Annotated in this window: 14 protein-coding genes; 11 read left to right on the forward strand and 3 right to left on the reverse strand. The window is 71.9% G+C overall.

All coding sequences use genetic code 11. The features are described from left to right. Positions 1-504 precede the first annotated feature (504 nt). Positions 505-1902 carry a PP2C family protein-serine/threonine phosphatase gene (locus tag H0H10_RS30890; protein ID WP_223180673.1) on the forward strand — a complete coding sequence of 466 codons (1398 nt, stop codon included), beginning with the start codon at positions 505-507 and terminating at the stop codon, positions 1900-1902. 100 nt (positions 1903-2002) lie between these two features. Next, the gene (locus H0H10_RS30895; protein ID WP_188184439.1) at positions 2003-3463 is read left to right on the forward strand and encodes an aminopeptidase P family protein; all 1461 of its coding nucleotides are present in this window, start codon (positions 2003-2005) and stop codon (positions 3461-3463) included. Positions 3464-3541: 78 nt separating this feature from the next. Here H0H10_RS30895 and H0H10_RS30900 read toward each other — a convergent pair whose 3' ends face one another. Then, on the reverse strand, positions 3542-4006 hold the full coding sequence (locus tag H0H10_RS30900; RefSeq protein ID WP_188184440.1) for an ATP-binding protein: 465 nt from the start codon (positions 4004-4006) through the stop codon (positions 3542-3544). A 222-nt stretch (positions 4007-4228) separates the two neighbouring features. On the opposite strand from H0H10_RS30900, the gene H0H10_RS30905 reads away from it, so the two are divergent. From H0H10_RS30905 to H0H10_RS30945, 9 genes are all read left to right on the forward strand, one after another. Next, on the forward strand, positions 4229-5080 hold the full coding sequence (locus H0H10_RS30905) for a hypothetical protein (RefSeq protein ID WP_188184441.1): 852 nt from the start codon (positions 4229-4231) through the stop codon (positions 5078-5080). Between the two features lie 123 nt (positions 5081-5203). Next, entirely contained in the window at positions 5204-5950 is a 747-nt protein-coding gene (locus H0H10_RS30910; RefSeq protein WP_188184442.1) for a YcnI family copper-binding membrane protein, read from the forward strand. A gap of 101 nt (positions 5951-6051) precedes the next feature. Then, on the forward strand, positions 6052-6708 hold the full coding sequence (locus tag H0H10_RS30915) for an SCO family protein (protein WP_188184443.1): 657 nt from the start codon (positions 6052-6054) through the stop codon (positions 6706-6708). Next, positions 6705-7262, forward strand: a complete 558-nt coding sequence (locus tag H0H10_RS30920; RefSeq protein ID WP_188184444.1) for a copper chaperone PCu(A)C — start codon at positions 6705-6707, stop codon at positions 7260-7262. Before H0H10_RS30915 ends, H0H10_RS30920 begins: the two co-directional genes overlap by 4 nt. 14 nt (positions 7263-7276) lie before the next feature. Continuing rightward, complete coding sequence (locus H0H10_RS30925) at positions 7277-9187, forward strand: copper resistance CopC/CopD family protein (RefSeq protein ID WP_188184445.1); 1911 nt, start codon at positions 7277-7279, stop codon at positions 9185-9187. Between the two features lie 8 nt (positions 9188-9195). Beyond that, positions 9196-10494 carry an iron uptake transporter deferrochelatase/peroxidase subunit gene (efeB, locus tag H0H10_RS30930; RefSeq protein ID WP_188184446.1) on the forward strand — a complete coding sequence of 433 codons (1299 nt, stop codon included), beginning with the start codon at positions 9196-9198 and terminating at the stop codon, positions 10492-10494. Between the two features lie 126 nt (positions 10495-10620). Next, entirely contained in the window at positions 10621-11553 is a 933-nt protein-coding gene (gene pheA, locus H0H10_RS30935; RefSeq protein WP_188184447.1) for a prephenate dehydratase, read from the forward strand. A gap of 602 nt (positions 11554-12155) precedes the next feature. Further along, positions 12156-13433 (forward strand): serine--tRNA ligase, encoded by a 1278-nt coding sequence (gene serS, locus H0H10_RS30940; RefSeq protein ID WP_188184448.1) that lies wholly within the window; start codon positions 12156-12158, stop codon positions 13431-13433. Next, positions 13430-14257 (forward strand): HAD family hydrolase, encoded by an 828-nt coding sequence (locus H0H10_RS30945; RefSeq protein WP_188184449.1) that lies wholly within the window; start codon positions 13430-13432, stop codon positions 14255-14257. The genes serS and H0H10_RS30945 overlap by 4 nt, the downstream gene beginning before the upstream one ends. Positions 14258-14489: 232 nt before the next feature. Here H0H10_RS30945 and H0H10_RS30950 read toward each other — a convergent pair whose 3' ends face one another. Beyond that, positions 14490-14732 carry an SGM_3592 family protein gene (locus H0H10_RS30950; RefSeq protein ID WP_188184450.1) on the reverse strand — a complete coding sequence of 81 codons (243 nt, stop codon included), beginning with the start codon at positions 14730-14732 and terminating at the stop codon, positions 14490-14492. 82 nt (positions 14733-14814) lie between these two features. Then, on the reverse strand, positions 14815-15534 hold the full coding sequence (locus tag H0H10_RS30955) for an ABC transporter permease subunit (RefSeq protein WP_188184451.1): 720 nt from the start codon (positions 15532-15534) through the stop codon (positions 14815-14817). Positions 15535-15542 lie beyond the last annotated feature (8 nt).

Raw genomic sequence — 15542 nt, forward strand, 5'->3', positions numbered from 1 at the left:
GAACCCCTATGGGTCGAGCATTGACTGCGTCCGCGGCCGCCGCGTCCATACTGCGTCCACCAAAAGCATGGGCGTGGCGCGGGGGTGGCGAAGTCTGGCGTTTTGCCGTCCCGCGTATTTCTCTCCGCCTCCGCCACGGGAGGATGGGGCACGGTCGTCGGTGGATAGGACGCCCGGGTCCGCCACCAGGTTCCGGATGGCTCCCAACCACCCCTGGCCTTCACCGAGTACGTACCCATCACGACCGCTGTGACGCTCCGTGGAGCACCCCCAGAAGACCGCAACAAGACGTCCTCTGGGGCAGTTTCAAGCCAACTTCGCTTTTCCGCAAGGGGTTGAGAAGGAGACCACTTCAGCCTCATGGACACCAGGAATCCCAGCAGGACAATGCTGGACATCTCCTCACGAGTGCGTGTACATGTGGAGACACTGCTAGCGGCGCAGAATGACATGGGGGTTTGCGATGCTTTTGAGCAGTACGCACCGGTCGGAAGGCCGGACGCCATGAACGCCCCTCACCCTGCGAAAGTGGCCGGAATCGATTCAACGGTTCCGTCCCCCGCACACACTGTCGCGTCCGCCGCTTCGGCCGCCTCCCCGGCCGATCCGCACACCGCCCCGGGCGCCCTGCTCCAGGACCGGCTCGCCGGATGGGTCTCGGACCTGACGACACTGCACGAGCTGACCGAGCGCCTGGCCCGCACGAACACCCTCGCCGAAGCGCTCCAGGAACTCCTGCGCGCCGGAGCCGCCCTGGTGGGCGCCCGGCGCGGACTCGTCGTACTGGAACCGACCGACGGCCTCGGCCCGCACACCACGGTCGGACTGGGACTGGCCCGCGCCGATCTCGGCCACATCGAGACCGTGCCGCGCAGCTCGCTGTCGTACGGGCGGCTCCTCGACGCGCCGGCCGGACCGCCGGGCGGCGAACTCGGCATCGCCGAGCCCGACCTGTTCGCCGTCAAGGGGCTCGATCCGCGCCACCGCGAGGTCGCCGCCCGCATCGGATACGCCGCCAGTTACGCGCTTCCCCTGTCCACCAGGACCGCGGGCCGCCTGGGTGCCGCCGTATGGCTGTACGACGAGCCCGCCGAGCCGGACGAGCGCCGCCGGCACCTCGTCGGGCTGTACGCCCGGTACGCCACCGAGCACCTGTCCCGGCTGCTGGAGGTCGAGCGCACGCGCGCGTGCATGGCGACGATGACCGAGGAGCTGCTGCCCTCCCGGCTGCCGCGGATCCCCGGGGTCCAGCTCGCGGCCCGGCGCCGCGCCGGACCGCGCGGCGGCGGCGACTGGTACGACGCGCTGGCGCTGCCGGACGCGGCCCTCGGTCTCGCCGTCGGATCCGTCACCGGCTCCGGGCCCAGCGCGGTCGCCGCCACCGGGCGGCTGCGCGCGTCCCTCAGGGCGTACGCCGTGATGGAGGGCGAGGACCCGGTCGCGGTCCTGTCCGACCTGGAACTGCTGCTCAGGCTCACCGAGCCCGCCCGTTCGGCCACCGCTCTGTTCGGCTACTGCGAGCCCGTGCTGCGCCGCATCACCCTGGCCGGGGCCGGGCACAGTCCGCCGCTGCTGACCGGCGAGCGACGCACGGAGTTCGTGGAGACCTCCGTCTCCGCGCCGCTCGGCATGCTCGCCTGCTGGGAGGCGCCCAGCGTGGAGATCCAGGCCGAACCCGGAGAGACGGTTCTGCTGTACACCGACGGGCTGCTGCACCGCACCGGGGACTCGTCCGACCTCGCCTTCGCCCGGCTGCACGCGGCGGCGGCCGGCCTGCCGCGGGCGGCCCGCCACGACCCGGAGACCGTCGCCGAGCACGTGCTGCGCACGCTGCTGCCGGACGGGCTGGACGACGCGGACTGCGAGGACGACGTCATCCTCCTGGCGGTCCGGTTCGAATAGCGGACGGCGTCGTCCGCTGTAACAGGCCCTTCGCCCCTGGGCCCCCTTCCGTACGACCGTACGATGGGGGAGGTCCAGTGCCGTATCAAGGAGGATGACCGTGGCGGAGGAGCTCACCCCGGAGACCCCGGAGACCGAGTCCGAAGAGCCGATCAAGCAGCGCAAGAACGGCCTGTACCCGGGCGTGTCCGACGAGCTGGCCGAGAACATGAAGTCCGGCTGGGCCGACACCGAACTGCACGACCTGCAGCCGATCGCCCAGGCCGCCGAGACCGCCGCCCGCCGTGCCGCGCTCTCCGCCCGCTTCCCGGGCGAGCGCCTGGTGATCCCCGCCGGCAACCTCAAGACCCGGTCGAACGACACGGAGTACTCCTTCCGCGCCTCGGTCGAGTACGCGTACCTCACCGGCAACCAGACCGAGGACGGCGTCCTGGTCCTGGAGCCCGAGGGCGAGGGCCACACCGCCACGATCTACCTCCTGCCGCGTTCCAACCGCGAGAACGGCGAGTTCTGGCTGGACGGCCAGGGCGAGCTGTGGGTCGGCCGCCGCCACTCCCTCACCGAGGCGGAGAAGCTGTACGGCATCCCCGCCTCCGACGTGCGCGAGCTGCCCGGCAAGCTCCGCGAGGCCACCGGCCCGGTGCGCGTCGTGCGCGGCCACGACGCCGGCATCGAGGCGGCGCTGACCGACAAGGTCACCGCCGAGCGCGACGAGGAGCTGCGCGTCTTCCTCTCCGAAGCCCGCCTGGTCAAGGACGAGTTCGAGATCGGCGAACTGCAGAAGGCCGTCGACTCCACCGTGCGCGGCTTCGAGGACGTCGTGAAGGTCCTCGACAAGGCCGAGGCGACCAGCGAGCGCTACATCGAGGGAACGTTCTTCCTCCGCGCGCGCGTGGAGGGCAACGACGTCGGCTACGGCACCATCGCCGCCGCCGGCCCGCACGCCTGCACGCTGCACTGGGTGCGCAACGACGGCCCGGTCCGCTCCGGGGACCTGCTGCTGCTGGACGCGGGCGTGGAGACGCACACGTACTACACCGCGGACGTCACGCGCACGCTGCCGGTCAACGGCCGCTACAGCGAGATCCAGAAGAAGATCTACGACGCCGTCTACGAGGCCCAGGAGGCCGGTATCGCGGCCGTGAAGCCGGGCGCCAAGTACCGCGACTTCCACGACGCCGCGCAGCGCGTGCTCGCCGAGAAGCTCGTCGAGTGGGGACTGCTCGAGGGCCCGGTCGAGCGGGTGCTGGAGCTGGGCCTGCAGCGCCGCTGGACGCTGCACGGCACCGGTCACATGCTCGGCATGGACGTCCACGACTGCGCCGCCGCGCGCGTGGAGACCTACGTCGACGGCACGCTGGAGCCCGGCATGGTCCTCACCGTCGAGCCCGGCCTGTACTTCCAGGCGGACGACCTCACCGTGCCCGAGGAGTACCGGGGCATCGGCGTCCGCATCGAGGACGACATCCTGGTCACCGAGGACGGCAACCGGAACCTGTCGGACGGGCTGCCGCGCCGGTCCGACGAGGTCGAGACGTGGATGGCCGGCCTGAAGGGCTGACACCGGCACCCGGGTGGCGGCCGGGCCCCGCACGGGCACCCCGGCCGCCGGCCCCGCCGAGGGCGTCCCGCTCGTGGACTACACGGCCACCAGTGGGGCGTCCTTCCTCCACTTGAGGATCTTGTCGAAGCTCACCACGGCCCCGGCCCGCCCCGGTGTGCTGCCGATGTGGACGTGGTCGGCGAGTTCCCGGATGAGGCACAGGCCGCGGCCGTGCTCGGCGTCGGCCGGCACGGAGCGCACCGCCCCGCCCGTACGGCCCAGGGCGGCGACGGGGAACCCGGGGCCCTCGTCGGCGACCTCGATGCGGCACCGCTCGCCGTCGAGGTAGGCCGTGACCCGATACGCCTCCGAGCAAGTGCCGGGCCCGCCGTCCCCGCCGTGCTCGACGGCGTTCGCGCAGGCCTCGCTGAGGGCGACGGACAGGTCGTAGGAGATGTCGGGGTCGACGCCCGCGGTCTCCATCGTGCCGAGCAGCAGACGCCGGGCCAGGGGCACGCTCGCAGCCTCGCGCCGCAGATGGAGTGACCACCAGATGCTCATGCTCCAGCCTCCCGGCCGCGGCTCGACATACCGTTACGTATTGCCCCCCGTGTCCGGGCGTAAGCACGGAGTCGGCGTGACAACGCCCATACAGCCGACGCGCTCACGGCTCCGAACGGTGTATGTGGGGCGGCTCGTACCAGAGGGACACCTTCCGGTCCTACGGCATCTTGCGGACCTGCCGTACTGCGAAGGCGGCACCAGTGGGATGATGAGCCCGCCATGACTGCCCCCCACCCGCGCACGGCGCGCTCCGGAGCCGACCTCCGGATACTGCGGGCCGCGGTGTTCGCCGCGGTCTGCGTCGTGCTGGCCGCGGCGGGGCACAGTCTGGCCTCCTGCGCCGCCGTTCCCCTGTGGTCGCTGGGCGTGGGATTCCTCGGGGCGGTCCTGATCGCCGTGCCGCTCACCGGGCGCGTACGCTCGCTGCCCTGCATCGCGGCCCTGCTGACGGCCGGACAGACCGCGCTGCACACGCTCTTCGGACTGGGCCAGCACGGTGCCGCGGCGCCCGCTGCCGCCGGCCCGGCCGCCGCGGGCGGCACCGGCTCCCTGTCCGACGCCTCGCTGGTCCAGCAGGCCGCACGGCTGGTGTGCGGGACCACCGCGGCCGCGATCAGTCCGGCCCAGGCCCAGCGGATCCTCACCGACGCACGGCTCGTCACGGACGCCGGCGCCGCCACCGGGGCGGCGCACCACCCGGCGGACGCCCTGTCCACCACCGCCGGCTCCTCGGCCTCGCTGCTGCCCTCCCTGCCGATGCTGCTCGGCCACGTCCTCGCGGCCCTCGCCGCCGGCTGGCTGCTGCGCCGCGGCGACCTGGCGCTGGCGCGACTCGTCGAACTGTCGGCGCACTCGGTCCAGTCGGTGACCGAGGCGACCCTCGTACGCGCCCTGCGCGCAGCGTTCGCACTGGTCCGCGCCCTGCGGGCGGGACTCCCGGGCGCACCCGGGACGGGTCCGCGCCTGCCGCGCACCACGTTCCTGGTGCCGCCACGGCTGCGTACCACCGCACTCCAGCACACGGTGATCAGGCGCGGCCCGCCGGCCGCGGCGTTCGACCTCGCCGCCTGACACGACGCGACCACCCGCGCTCCCGCTTCGTCCGGAGTCCGCCAAGGGGCCGCCGCCGTGCGGGCACGCGCGCCCCCGCGCATCCCATCACCGGAACTCACTCGAAGCGGAGTGCTCCTGCCCATGAAGGCTTCCCGTATCGGCGCCGCCTGCGCCGTCGCCGGCACCGCCGTCCTCGTCCTGTCCGCCCCCGCCTTCGCACACGTCTCCGTGCAGCCGGAGGGCCCGGCCGCCAAGGGCGGCTACGCGGTCGTCGGCTTCAAGGTCCCCAACGAGCGCGACAACGCCTCCACCACCAAGCTGGAGGTCAACTTCCCCACCGACCACCCGCTGGCCTCCGTCATGCCGCAGCCGGTCGACGGCTGGAAGATCGACGTCACCAAGTCCAAGCTGGACAAGCCGCTGGAGATGCACGGCGAGCAGATCACCCAGGCGGTCACCAAAGTGACCTGGACCGCCGAAGGCAAGGGCATCGAGCCGGGCTACTTCCAGAAGTTCCCCGTCTCCATCGGCGCGCTGCCCGAGGACGCCGACCAGCTGGTCTTCAAGGCCATCCAGACGTACTCCAACAAGGAGGTCGTCCGCTGGATCGAGATCCCGCAGGAAGGCCAGGAAGAGCCCGAGACCCCGGCTCCGGTGCTCGAACTGTCCGCCGCCGAGGGCGACGCCCACGGCGCGTCGGACACGAAGGCCGGTGACGACGCCGAGTCGGCCGCCCAGAACACCTCGGCCGGCTCCTCCGACGACTCCTCCGACGCCACCGACACCACCGCCCGGGTCCTCGGCATCGTCGGCATCGTCGTCGGCGCCGCGGGCGTCGCGTACGGCGTACTGGCCGGCCGCCGGCGCGGCACCGGGGCCTCGGCGTAACCACGCCTGAGTCACCCTCACGTCCGGTGCGCACCGGGGCCCCCGCCCGTGCGGGGCACCCCCGGTGCGCACCGGAGCACCTCACATTGGGAAATTTTTCTATGCGCAAGAAGACGTTCGCCGCGACGGCCGCCCTGCTCGCCGCCGCCTCCCTCACCCTGACCGCCTGCGGCAGCGGTACCGACGGCGACAAGCCGCCCGCCACCGTGGTCTCCGAGGACACCTCCCAGCAGGCCGCCACCGTCCTCGACAAGCCGTTCGAGAAGCCGGACCTGGTCCTCACCGACACCCGCGGCGAGAAGTACGACCTCCGCGAGCAGACCGCGGGCAGCCCGACCCTGATCTACTTCGGCTACACCCACTGCCCCGACGTCTGCCCGCTGACGATGAACAACATCGCGGTCGCCAAGAAGCAGCTGCCCAAGGCCGAACAGGACAAGCTGCGCGTCGTGTTCGTCACCACCGACCCGGAGCGCGACACCCCGGCCGCGCTCGGCAAGTGGCTCAAGGGCATCGACTCCCAGATCGTCGGTCTGACCGGTGACTTCGCCACCATCCAGGCCGGCGCCCGCACCCTCGGCATCTCCATCGAACCGCCGACCAAGGACAAGGACGGCAAGGTCGTCTCCACGCACGGCACCCAGGTCGTCGCCTTCTCCCCGAAGACCGACGCGGGCTACGTCCTCTACGGCGAGGACGCCACCGTCGACGACTACACCGAGGACCTGCCCGAGCTGATCAAGGGGGAGAACCCGTGAAGGGTCCGGCGGTGACCGCCGCGGCACTCGTCGGCGCCCTGGTGCTCGCGGGCTGCGGCTCGGAGGACTCCGGCGCGGACACCGGCGCCGATCTCTCCGTCGGCTCGGCCTACATGCCGCAGCCGGTCTCCGACTCGATGGCGGCCGGGTTCCTCACGATCACGAATGACGGCGGCGCCGAGGACGAGCTGACCTCGGTCACCAGCGAGGCGGGCGACGTCGGCGTGCACGAGACCGTCGACGGGACGATGAAGGAGGCCGACTCGCTCCCGATCCCCGCACACGGCCGGCTCGTGCTGGAAAGCGGCGGCAACCACCTGATGTTCGAGAACCTGAAGCACCGGCCGAAGGAGGGTGAGACGGTCTCCGTCGAGCTGCACTTCGCCCAGTCCGACCCCGTCACGGTCGAGATACCCGTGAAGGCGGCCACCTACCGGCCGACCGCCGCGGACTCCGAACACTCCGGTCACGCCGGCCACTCCGATCAGTCCGGTCAGTCCGGTCAGTCCGATCAGTCCGATCAGTCCGGTCGATCAGGTCAGTCCAGTCACTGAGGGAGGGAACCACCTTGACGCAGATCACCGCCCCACGCGTCCGGACCGTGGTGCTGCTGCTCCTGGCCGCGGTCTGCGCACTGCTCGCCGGTGCCGGCCCGGCCTCCGCACACGCCGCGCTGACCGGCAGCGACCCCCGGCAGGGGGCGGTGGTCGACAAGGCCCCGGCCCAGGTGACGCTCACCTTCTCCGAGCCGGTCTCCATGGACGACGACTCGCTGCGCGTCCTGGACCCCAAGGGCAAGCGCGTCGACAGCGGCGAGCCGCAGGGCACCGGCGGCACCAGGTACGCCGTGAAACTGCACGCCGGCCTGCCCGACGGCACCTACACCGTGAGCTACCAGGTCGTGTCCGCCGACAGCCACCCGGTCTCCGGCGCCTACACCTTCTCCATCGGCGCCCCTTCCGAGACCTCCGTCTCGGTCTCCGGCCAGGAGACCGGCGGCGGGATCGTCGGCTGGCTGTACGGCCTCGGGCGGTACGTGTCCTACGCCGGCTTCGTCGTGCTGACCGGCGGCGCGGCCTTCGTGCTCGCCTGCTGGCCGCGCGGCTCCGGAGTGCGGGTCGTCCAGCGGCTCGTCGTCACCGGCTGGCTCGCGCTCACCGCCGCCACGCTCCTGCTGCTCCTGCTGCGCGGCTCGTACACCGGCTCCGGCAAGCTCGGCGACGTCTTCGACCTGAGCCTGCTCGGACAGGTGCTGCAGACCAAGTCGGGCGCGGCGCTGGTCTCCCGGCTGCTGCTGCTCGCCGCGGCGGCGCTGTTCATCGCCGTGCTCTTCGGCGCCTACGACAAGCGGGAGAAGGAGGAGAAGCGGGACCTCACCTTCGGGCTCGCGGTCGGCGGCACCGTCGTGGCCGCGGGGCTCGCCGCGACCTGGGCGATGTCCGAGCACGCCTCGGTCGGGCTCCAGGCGGGCCTCGCCATGCCGGTCGACGTCCTGCATCTGCTGGCCGTCGCCGCCTGGCTCGGCGGGCTCACCGCCCTGCTCGTCAGCCTGTACCGGGCGCCCGCCGACACACCCGTCGAGACCTCCGCCGTCCGCCGGTTCTCCCGCGTCGCCTTCGGCAGCGTGGTCGCCCTCGTCGCGACGGGCACCTACCAGTCCTGGCGCCAGCTCAGCTCCTGGACGGCCTTCACCGACACCCGCTACGGACAGCTGCTGCTCGCCAAGATCGGGCTCATGGCGGTGCTCGTCGGCATCGCCTACGTGTCCCGGCGGTGGACGGCCCAGCTGGCCGACGCGGTGCCCGCCGCAGCGGCCCGACGGGAGAAGCAGCAGGTCGCCGCCTCCGCCGGCAGTACCTCGAAGACGGCCGGCGGCGGCAAGGGAACCGGCACCGGAGGCTCCCAGCGCGCCGCCCAGCTCGCCCGGCAGCGGGCGGCGATGGACGCCGCCCGGCAGAAGCGCCTGCGGGACGCCGACCCGCAGCGCTTCGGACTGCGCCGCTCGGTGCTCGCGGAGGCGGGCGTCGCCGTGGTGCTGCTCGCCGTCACCACCGTCCTGACGCAGACAGAGCCGGGGCGTACGGAACAGGAGGTCAAGGCGGCGAGCCCGTCCTCCGCCTCCTCCTCCGCGCAGTCCGGGGTGCTGACCCTGGACATGCCGTTCGACACCGGCGGCAAGGACGGCAAGGGCGTCGTGCGGATCGACCTCGACCCCGCCCGCGTGGGCGCCAACGACCTGCACGTCTACGTCGAGAACCCGGACGGCCGCGCCCTCGACATCCCCGAGGTGAAGGTCGCCCTCACCCTGGAAGCCCAGGACATCGGGCCGCTGCCCGTCGTCCCCGACCACATCACCACCGGACACTGGTCCGCGAGCGGAGTCCAGATCCCGATGGCCGGCGACTGGGAGGTCGCCGTCACCGTACGGAGCTCCGACATCGACCAGGTGACCGTCTCCAAGAACGCGCAGATCGGCTGAACCGCACCATGGCTGACCCGTCCATCCCGCAGGCCCGCACCCCCGAGGCGGCCCCCGGCCCGCACGACTCCCCGGGCGCCTCCGCACGCGAGGGCATCTCGCGGCGTCGGCTGCTCGGCACCGCCGGCGCCACCGGGCTCGTCCTCGGTGCGGCCGGTGGTGCCGTGGGGTACTCCGCCGCGCCCTCCGCGGCCACACCGCTCACCTCGCTGGGCGACGGACAGGTGATGTTTCACGGGAAACATCAGCCCGGCATCACCACCCCGATGCAGGCCCGCGGCCACCTGGTCGCCTTCGACCTGGCGGCGGGCGCCGGCCGCAAGGAGGCCGCCGCTCTGCTGCGCCGCTGGTCCGACACCGCACGCCGGCTCATGGCGGGCGAACCCGCCGGGTCGGGCGACACGGACGTGGCCCGGGACGCCGGACCGTCCTCCCTGACCGTCACGTTCGGCTTCGGCCACAGCTTCTTCGGCCGGACCGGACTGGACGAGCAGCGGCCGGCCGCCCTGGATCCGCTGCCCGACTTCTCCTCCGACCACCTGGACAAGGCCCGCAGCAACGGCGACCTGTGGGTGCAGATAGGCGCCGACGACGCCCTCGTGGCCTTCCATGCCCTGCGCGCGATCCAGAAGGACGCCGGGGCGGCCGCCCGGGTGCGCTGGCAGATGAACGGCTTCAACCGCTCGCCGGGCGCCACCGCTCACCCCATGACCGCCCGCAACCTCATGGGCCAGGTCGACGGCACCCGCAACCCGAAGCCGGGCGACGCCGACTTCGACGAGCGGATCTTCGTGCCGTCGTCCGGCGCGAAGGACCCGGCATGGATGGCGAACGGCTCCTACGTGGTCGTACGCCGCATCCGCATGCTCCTCGACGACTGGGAGCAGCTGTCGGTCACCGACCAGGAGGCGGTCATCGGGCGCCGCAAGTCCGACGGGGCACCGCTGTCCGGCGGCACCGAGACGACCGAGATGGACCTGGAGAAGACCGACGAGGCCGGAGACCTGGTCGTCCCGATCAACGCCCACGCCCGGATCTCCCGCCCCGACCAGAACGGTGGCGCCGCGATGCTCCGTCGCCCCTTCTCGTACCACGACGGCTTCGACACCGGCGGCGTCCCCGACGCCGGACTGCTGTTCATCTGCTGGCAGGCCGATCCGCTGCGCGGCTTCGTGCCGGTGCAGCGCAAGCTGGACCGGGGAGACGCACTGTCCAGGTTCATCCGGCACGAGGCCAGCGGCCTGTTCGCGGTGCCGGGCGGCGCGGCGGAGGGGGAGTACGTGGGGCAGCGGTTGCTGGAGGGCTGAGGGACCACGCGGTCACCCCTCGGGGGATCGCGCTCGGTCACGGCGGGGGCTCGCGCTCGGTCACCCCGCGGGGGCTCGTGCGAGATACGTGGGCCGGGGTCCGGGAGTGCCCATTAAGGTGAGGACATGCCCGCCAGTTATGCGTATCTCGGCCCTGAAGGCACCTTCACCGAAGTCGCCCTGCGCACCCTTCCCGAGACGGCGACCAGGGAGCTGGTCCCGTACGTGTCCGTCCAGTCCGCGCTGGACGCGGTGCGCGCCGGCGAGGCCGAGGCGGCGTTCGTGCCGATCGAGAACTCCGTCGAGGGCGGTATCACCACCACCCTCGACGAGCTGGTCGCGGGCCAGCCGCTGATGATCTACCGCGAGGTGCTGCTGTCGATCACCTTCGCGCTGCTGGTGCGCCCCGGCACGAAGCTGTCGGACATCAAGACGGTCACTGCCCACCCGGCCGCCCAGCCGCAGGTCCGCAACTGGCTCAAGGCCCATCTCCCGGACGTCGTCTGGGAGTCGGCCGCCTCCAACGCGGACGGCGCCCGCCTGGTGCAGGAGGGCCGGTACGACGCGGCCTTCGCCGGTGAGTTCGCCGCCGCCAGGTACGGCCTGGAGGCCCTGGAGACCGGGATCCACGACGCCGAGAACGCCCAGACGCGGTTCGTCCTGGTGGGCCGCCCCGCCCGGCCCGCGGCACCGACCGGCGCGGACAAGACGTCCGTCGTGCTGTGGCAGCGCGACGACCACCCCGGTGCGCTGCGCGACCTGCTGGGCGAGTTCGCCACGCGGGGCATCAACCTGATGCTGCTCCAGTCCCGTCCGACCGGCGCCGGCATCGGCAACTACTGCTTCTGCATCGACGCCGAGGGGCACATCTCCGACCGCCGGGTGGCCGAGGCTCTGACGGGGCTGAAGCGGATCTGCCTCCAGGTGCGGTACCTCGGGTCGTATCCGCGCGCGGATGCCGGCGCCTCGGACGTGGAGACCCCGCGGCCGGGAACCTCGGACGAGGAGTTCGTGGCGGCGGCGGACTGGGTGGCGCGGTGCCAGGACGGCCGGTTCTGACGACTGGCTCTGACGGTCGGTCCTGGCGGTCGGTCCTGACGGTCGGTCCTGGCGGGGCTGGATACGGTCGTACTGCTGATTTTCGTTATCCACAGAAGTTATCCACAGGTCTGCTTCTCGACCTGGGGACAAGTCGACAAGCAAGGGGCATTCGGTCGACAAATCCCCCTACGGGCCCCACTTCGCACACAGGGGCCCAGGTCACCCTTCGTCCACCTGTTTCTCACCCTCCATACTCCGGAGCGACCCGATTTCACTCGAAAGTGGGCCCACAGAGGGTTTGGACCAGAAATTCTGCGCCCCACATGCCCCCGCATGCCCGATTGGAAATGATCACTTCCAGAGTCCACAGATCTTTCGCACAGCCTGTGGATAACTTTTCCGGGCTGTGGATCCCTGTGGACAGCCGCACCCCCAAGTCCCGTTCTCCACAAGGAAATCCGGTCAATCCGCCACCCGGCCGCTGCCCCGTCCCAGGGAATGAGACGCGCTTTATTGACAGGCAGGAGCACAAGGAGCAATTCCCGCATACCGGAACGCGAGGCGGACCGCCGGCAATAGTGAGTCGTGAGCCGTCACCGCACACCGGTAGCCTTGACCGCGTGATTGACCTTCGCCTGCTCCGTGAGGACCCCGACCGTGTGCGCGCGTCGCAGCGCGCCCGTGGAGAGGACGTCGCGCTCGTCGACTCCCTCCTGTCTGCCGACGAGCGGCGCAGGTCGTCCGGCGTCCGCTTCGACGAGCTGCGCGCCGAGCAGAAGGGCCTCGGCAAGCTCATCGGCAAGGCCACCGGTGACGAGAAGGCCGAGCTGCTGAAGCGGGCGAGCCAGCTCGCCGCCGACGTCAAGGCGGCCGACGCCGAGCGCGACGCGGCCGACGCCGAGACCCAGGAGCTGCTCCAGCGGCTCGGCAACCTCGTCCACCCCGACGTGCCCGTCGGCGGCGAGGAGGACTTCGTCACGCTGGAGACGCACGGCACCATCCGCGACTTCGGTGCCGAGGGCTTCGAGCCCAAGGACCACCTGGAGCTCGGCCAGCGCCTCGGCGCCATCGACGTCGAGCGCGGCGCCAAGGTCTCGGGGTCCCGCTTCTACTTCCTCACCGGTGTCGGCGCGCTTCTGGAGCTCGCCCTCGTGAACGCGGCCATCGCCCAGGCCACGGCGGCCGGCTTCACGCCGATGCTGACCCCGGCGCTGGTGCGCCCGCAGGCCATGGGCGGCACCGGCTTCCTCGGCCAGGCCTCCCAGGACGTCTACCACCTCGACAAGGACGACCTGTACCTGGTCGGCACCTCCGAGGTGGCGCTCGCCGGCTACCACATGGACGAGATCATCGACGCCGAGCGGCTGCCGCTGCGCTACGCCGGCTTCTCGCCCTGCTTCCGCCGCGAGGCCGGTTCGCACGGCAAGGACACCCGGGGCATCTTCCGCGTGCACCAGTTCGACAAGGTCGAGATGTTCTCCTACGTCCTCCCCGAGGACTCGCAGGCCGAGCACCAGCGCCTGCTGGAGTGGGAGAAGCAGTGGCTGACGTCGCTGGAGCTGCCGTTCCGGGTCATCGACGTGGCCTCGGCCGACCTGGGCGCCTCGGCCTCGCGGAAGTTCGACTGCGAGGCGTGGATCCCGACCCAGGGCAAGTACCGCGAGCTGACCTCGACCTCGGACTGCACCGAGTTCCAGTCGCGACGGCTGTCGATCCGGGTGCGTGAGGACAAGAAGGTGCGCCCGCTGGCCACGCTCAACGGCACGCTGTGCGCCGTGCCGCGCACGATCGTGGCGATCCTGGAGAACCACCAGCAGGCCGACGGTTCCGTGCGCGTGCCCGAGGTGCTGCGTCCGTACCTGGGCGGCCGGGAGGTCCTGGAGCCGGTGGCCAAGTGAGCGACGCCGGTTCCGGTGCGGGGTCCGAGAGGTTCCCGTACCGCCTGATCGCGACCGATCTCGACGGCACGCTGCTGCGCACCGACGACACGGTCTCGCAGCGCACCCGTGAGGCGCTCGCCGCGGCCACCGCGGCGGGCGCCGCCCACATCGTCGTCACCGGCCGCGCGGTCCCCTGGACCCGGCACGTCCTCGACGACCTCGGCTACGACGGGCTGGCCGTCTGCGGCCAGGGCGCGCAGGTGTACCACGCCGGGGAGCACCGTCTGCTGACCTCCGTCACGCTGGACCGGCAGCTCGCCGGGGTGGCGCTGGCCAAGATCGAGGCCGAGACGGGTCCGCTGTATCTGGCGGCCAGCCGCGACGGCCTGGACGGCGACGTCCTGGTCGGGCCCGGTTACGAGGTCGGGGGCGATCTTCCGGCCGTGCCGTTCACCGACGCCTCGGACCTGTGGTCCGCGCCGCTGAACAAGATCTACATACAGCACCCGACCCTGTCGGACGACGAGCTGGCCGAGACGGCCCGGCAGACCGCGGGCGGCTTCGTCACGGTCACCATGGCCGGCGCGGGCGTCGTCGAACTGCTCCCCCTCGGCCTGTCGAAGGCCACCGGCCTGTCGCTGGCGGCCCGCCGTCTCGGTCTGAGGGCCGCGGACACGATCGCCTTCGGCGACATGCCCAACGACATCCCGATGTTCGGCTGGGCCGCCCGGGGCGTGGCGATGGCCAACGCCCATGCGGAGCTGAAGGCGGTGGCCGACGAGGTGACGTCGGCGAACGACGAGGACGGCATCGCGGTCGTGCTGGAGCGGTTGCTGGGCTGACGTCGGCCGGACCGGCGCCGACGATCCCCGTCGGGCGGCCCACGCGAGGGCCCTTCCGGGCCCCCCACGTGCTCGAAGCGGCCGCCCGTGACACCGGCGCCGTCCGGCCTCGTACGTCCTCCACAGTGCCGGGGCGGGGCGCCGGGCGCCACCGATTATGGGCGGCCGGGCGTCAAGCTCACGCGCGGCCGGGCGTCAGCTCACGCGCGGCCCGGGCGGCCCCGCGCGCAGGTCACCGCCTGCGCCATCTGCGCCGGCGCGCCTTGCTGAAGAACCATCCGGCGGGCGGCTCGTCGGAGCGCCACGGCTGGGGTTCGGGCGCCTCGCGGCGCCAGCGGGCTGCGAGCATCCGGGCGCGGGCGGACGGCTCGGAGGTCTCCGCGCCGCGGACGAACTCCTCGTCCAGGACCAGGTCGCCCCAGGAGTCGTCCTCGGGCCGTCCGGGTCCGTCCTGCTGAGGCGTGTCCTGTGCCATGGCCGTCCTCCCAGCCGTGCGTGTGTCCGTCCGGTCAGTGTGCCCGCCGCGGGGTGAAGCCCCGGTCAAGGACCGGGACGCGTCACTCCTCCCCGGCGAGCGTCAGCGACCGCAGTTTCTGCCCGGCGTACCAGGTCGCGAGCACGGTGACCGCGGCCAGCAGCACCGTCGCGGCCGGCAGGCCGACGTCGGAGGTGACCATGTTGCCGTCGGCCACCTTCTGGGCCACCGCCAGCGACCACTGCTGGACGCTCAGGGTGCGGGCCCCGGGCACGAGGGAGCCGAACAGGGCTTCCCAGACGAGCGCGTAGACGAGCCCGAACACCACCGCGTGCCGGGACACCGTGCCCAGCAGCAGGAACAGCGCGGCGTAGGCGATGGAGGCGACCAGCGCGGCGATCGTGTAGGCGACGGCGATCTGCTGGCCGTTGCCGTTGAGGATCAGGCCGGCGAGCAGCGTGGGCACGGCGGAGAAGACCATCGTCACGGCGATGGCGACGATCAGCTTGGTGAAGATGATCGTCGGGCGCTTGACGGGCTTGGACAGCAGGTACACCACCGAGCCGTCGTCGATCTCGGGGCCGATGGCTCCGGTCCCGGCGATGACGCCGATGATCGGCACCATGGTGGCGAGCGCGAACCCGCCCAGCACGTCGGCCGTGGTCTGGTCATCGGCTCCGGCGAGGGCGCGCACCGCCACGGCGATGACGAGCAGCAGCAGGGGCAGCGCGCCCAGGATGAGGGCCCGGCGGCGGCCGAGCAGGGCCCGGTAGGTGAGCCGGGCGACTGTGGGGTCGTACATTCTTCGGC

Origin of the sequence: Streptomyces griseicoloratus, assembly GCF_014534645.1 — a bacterium.
Taxonomy (GTDB): domain Bacteria; phylum Actinomycetota; class Actinomycetes; order Streptomycetales; family Streptomycetaceae; genus Streptomyces; species Streptomyces griseicoloratus.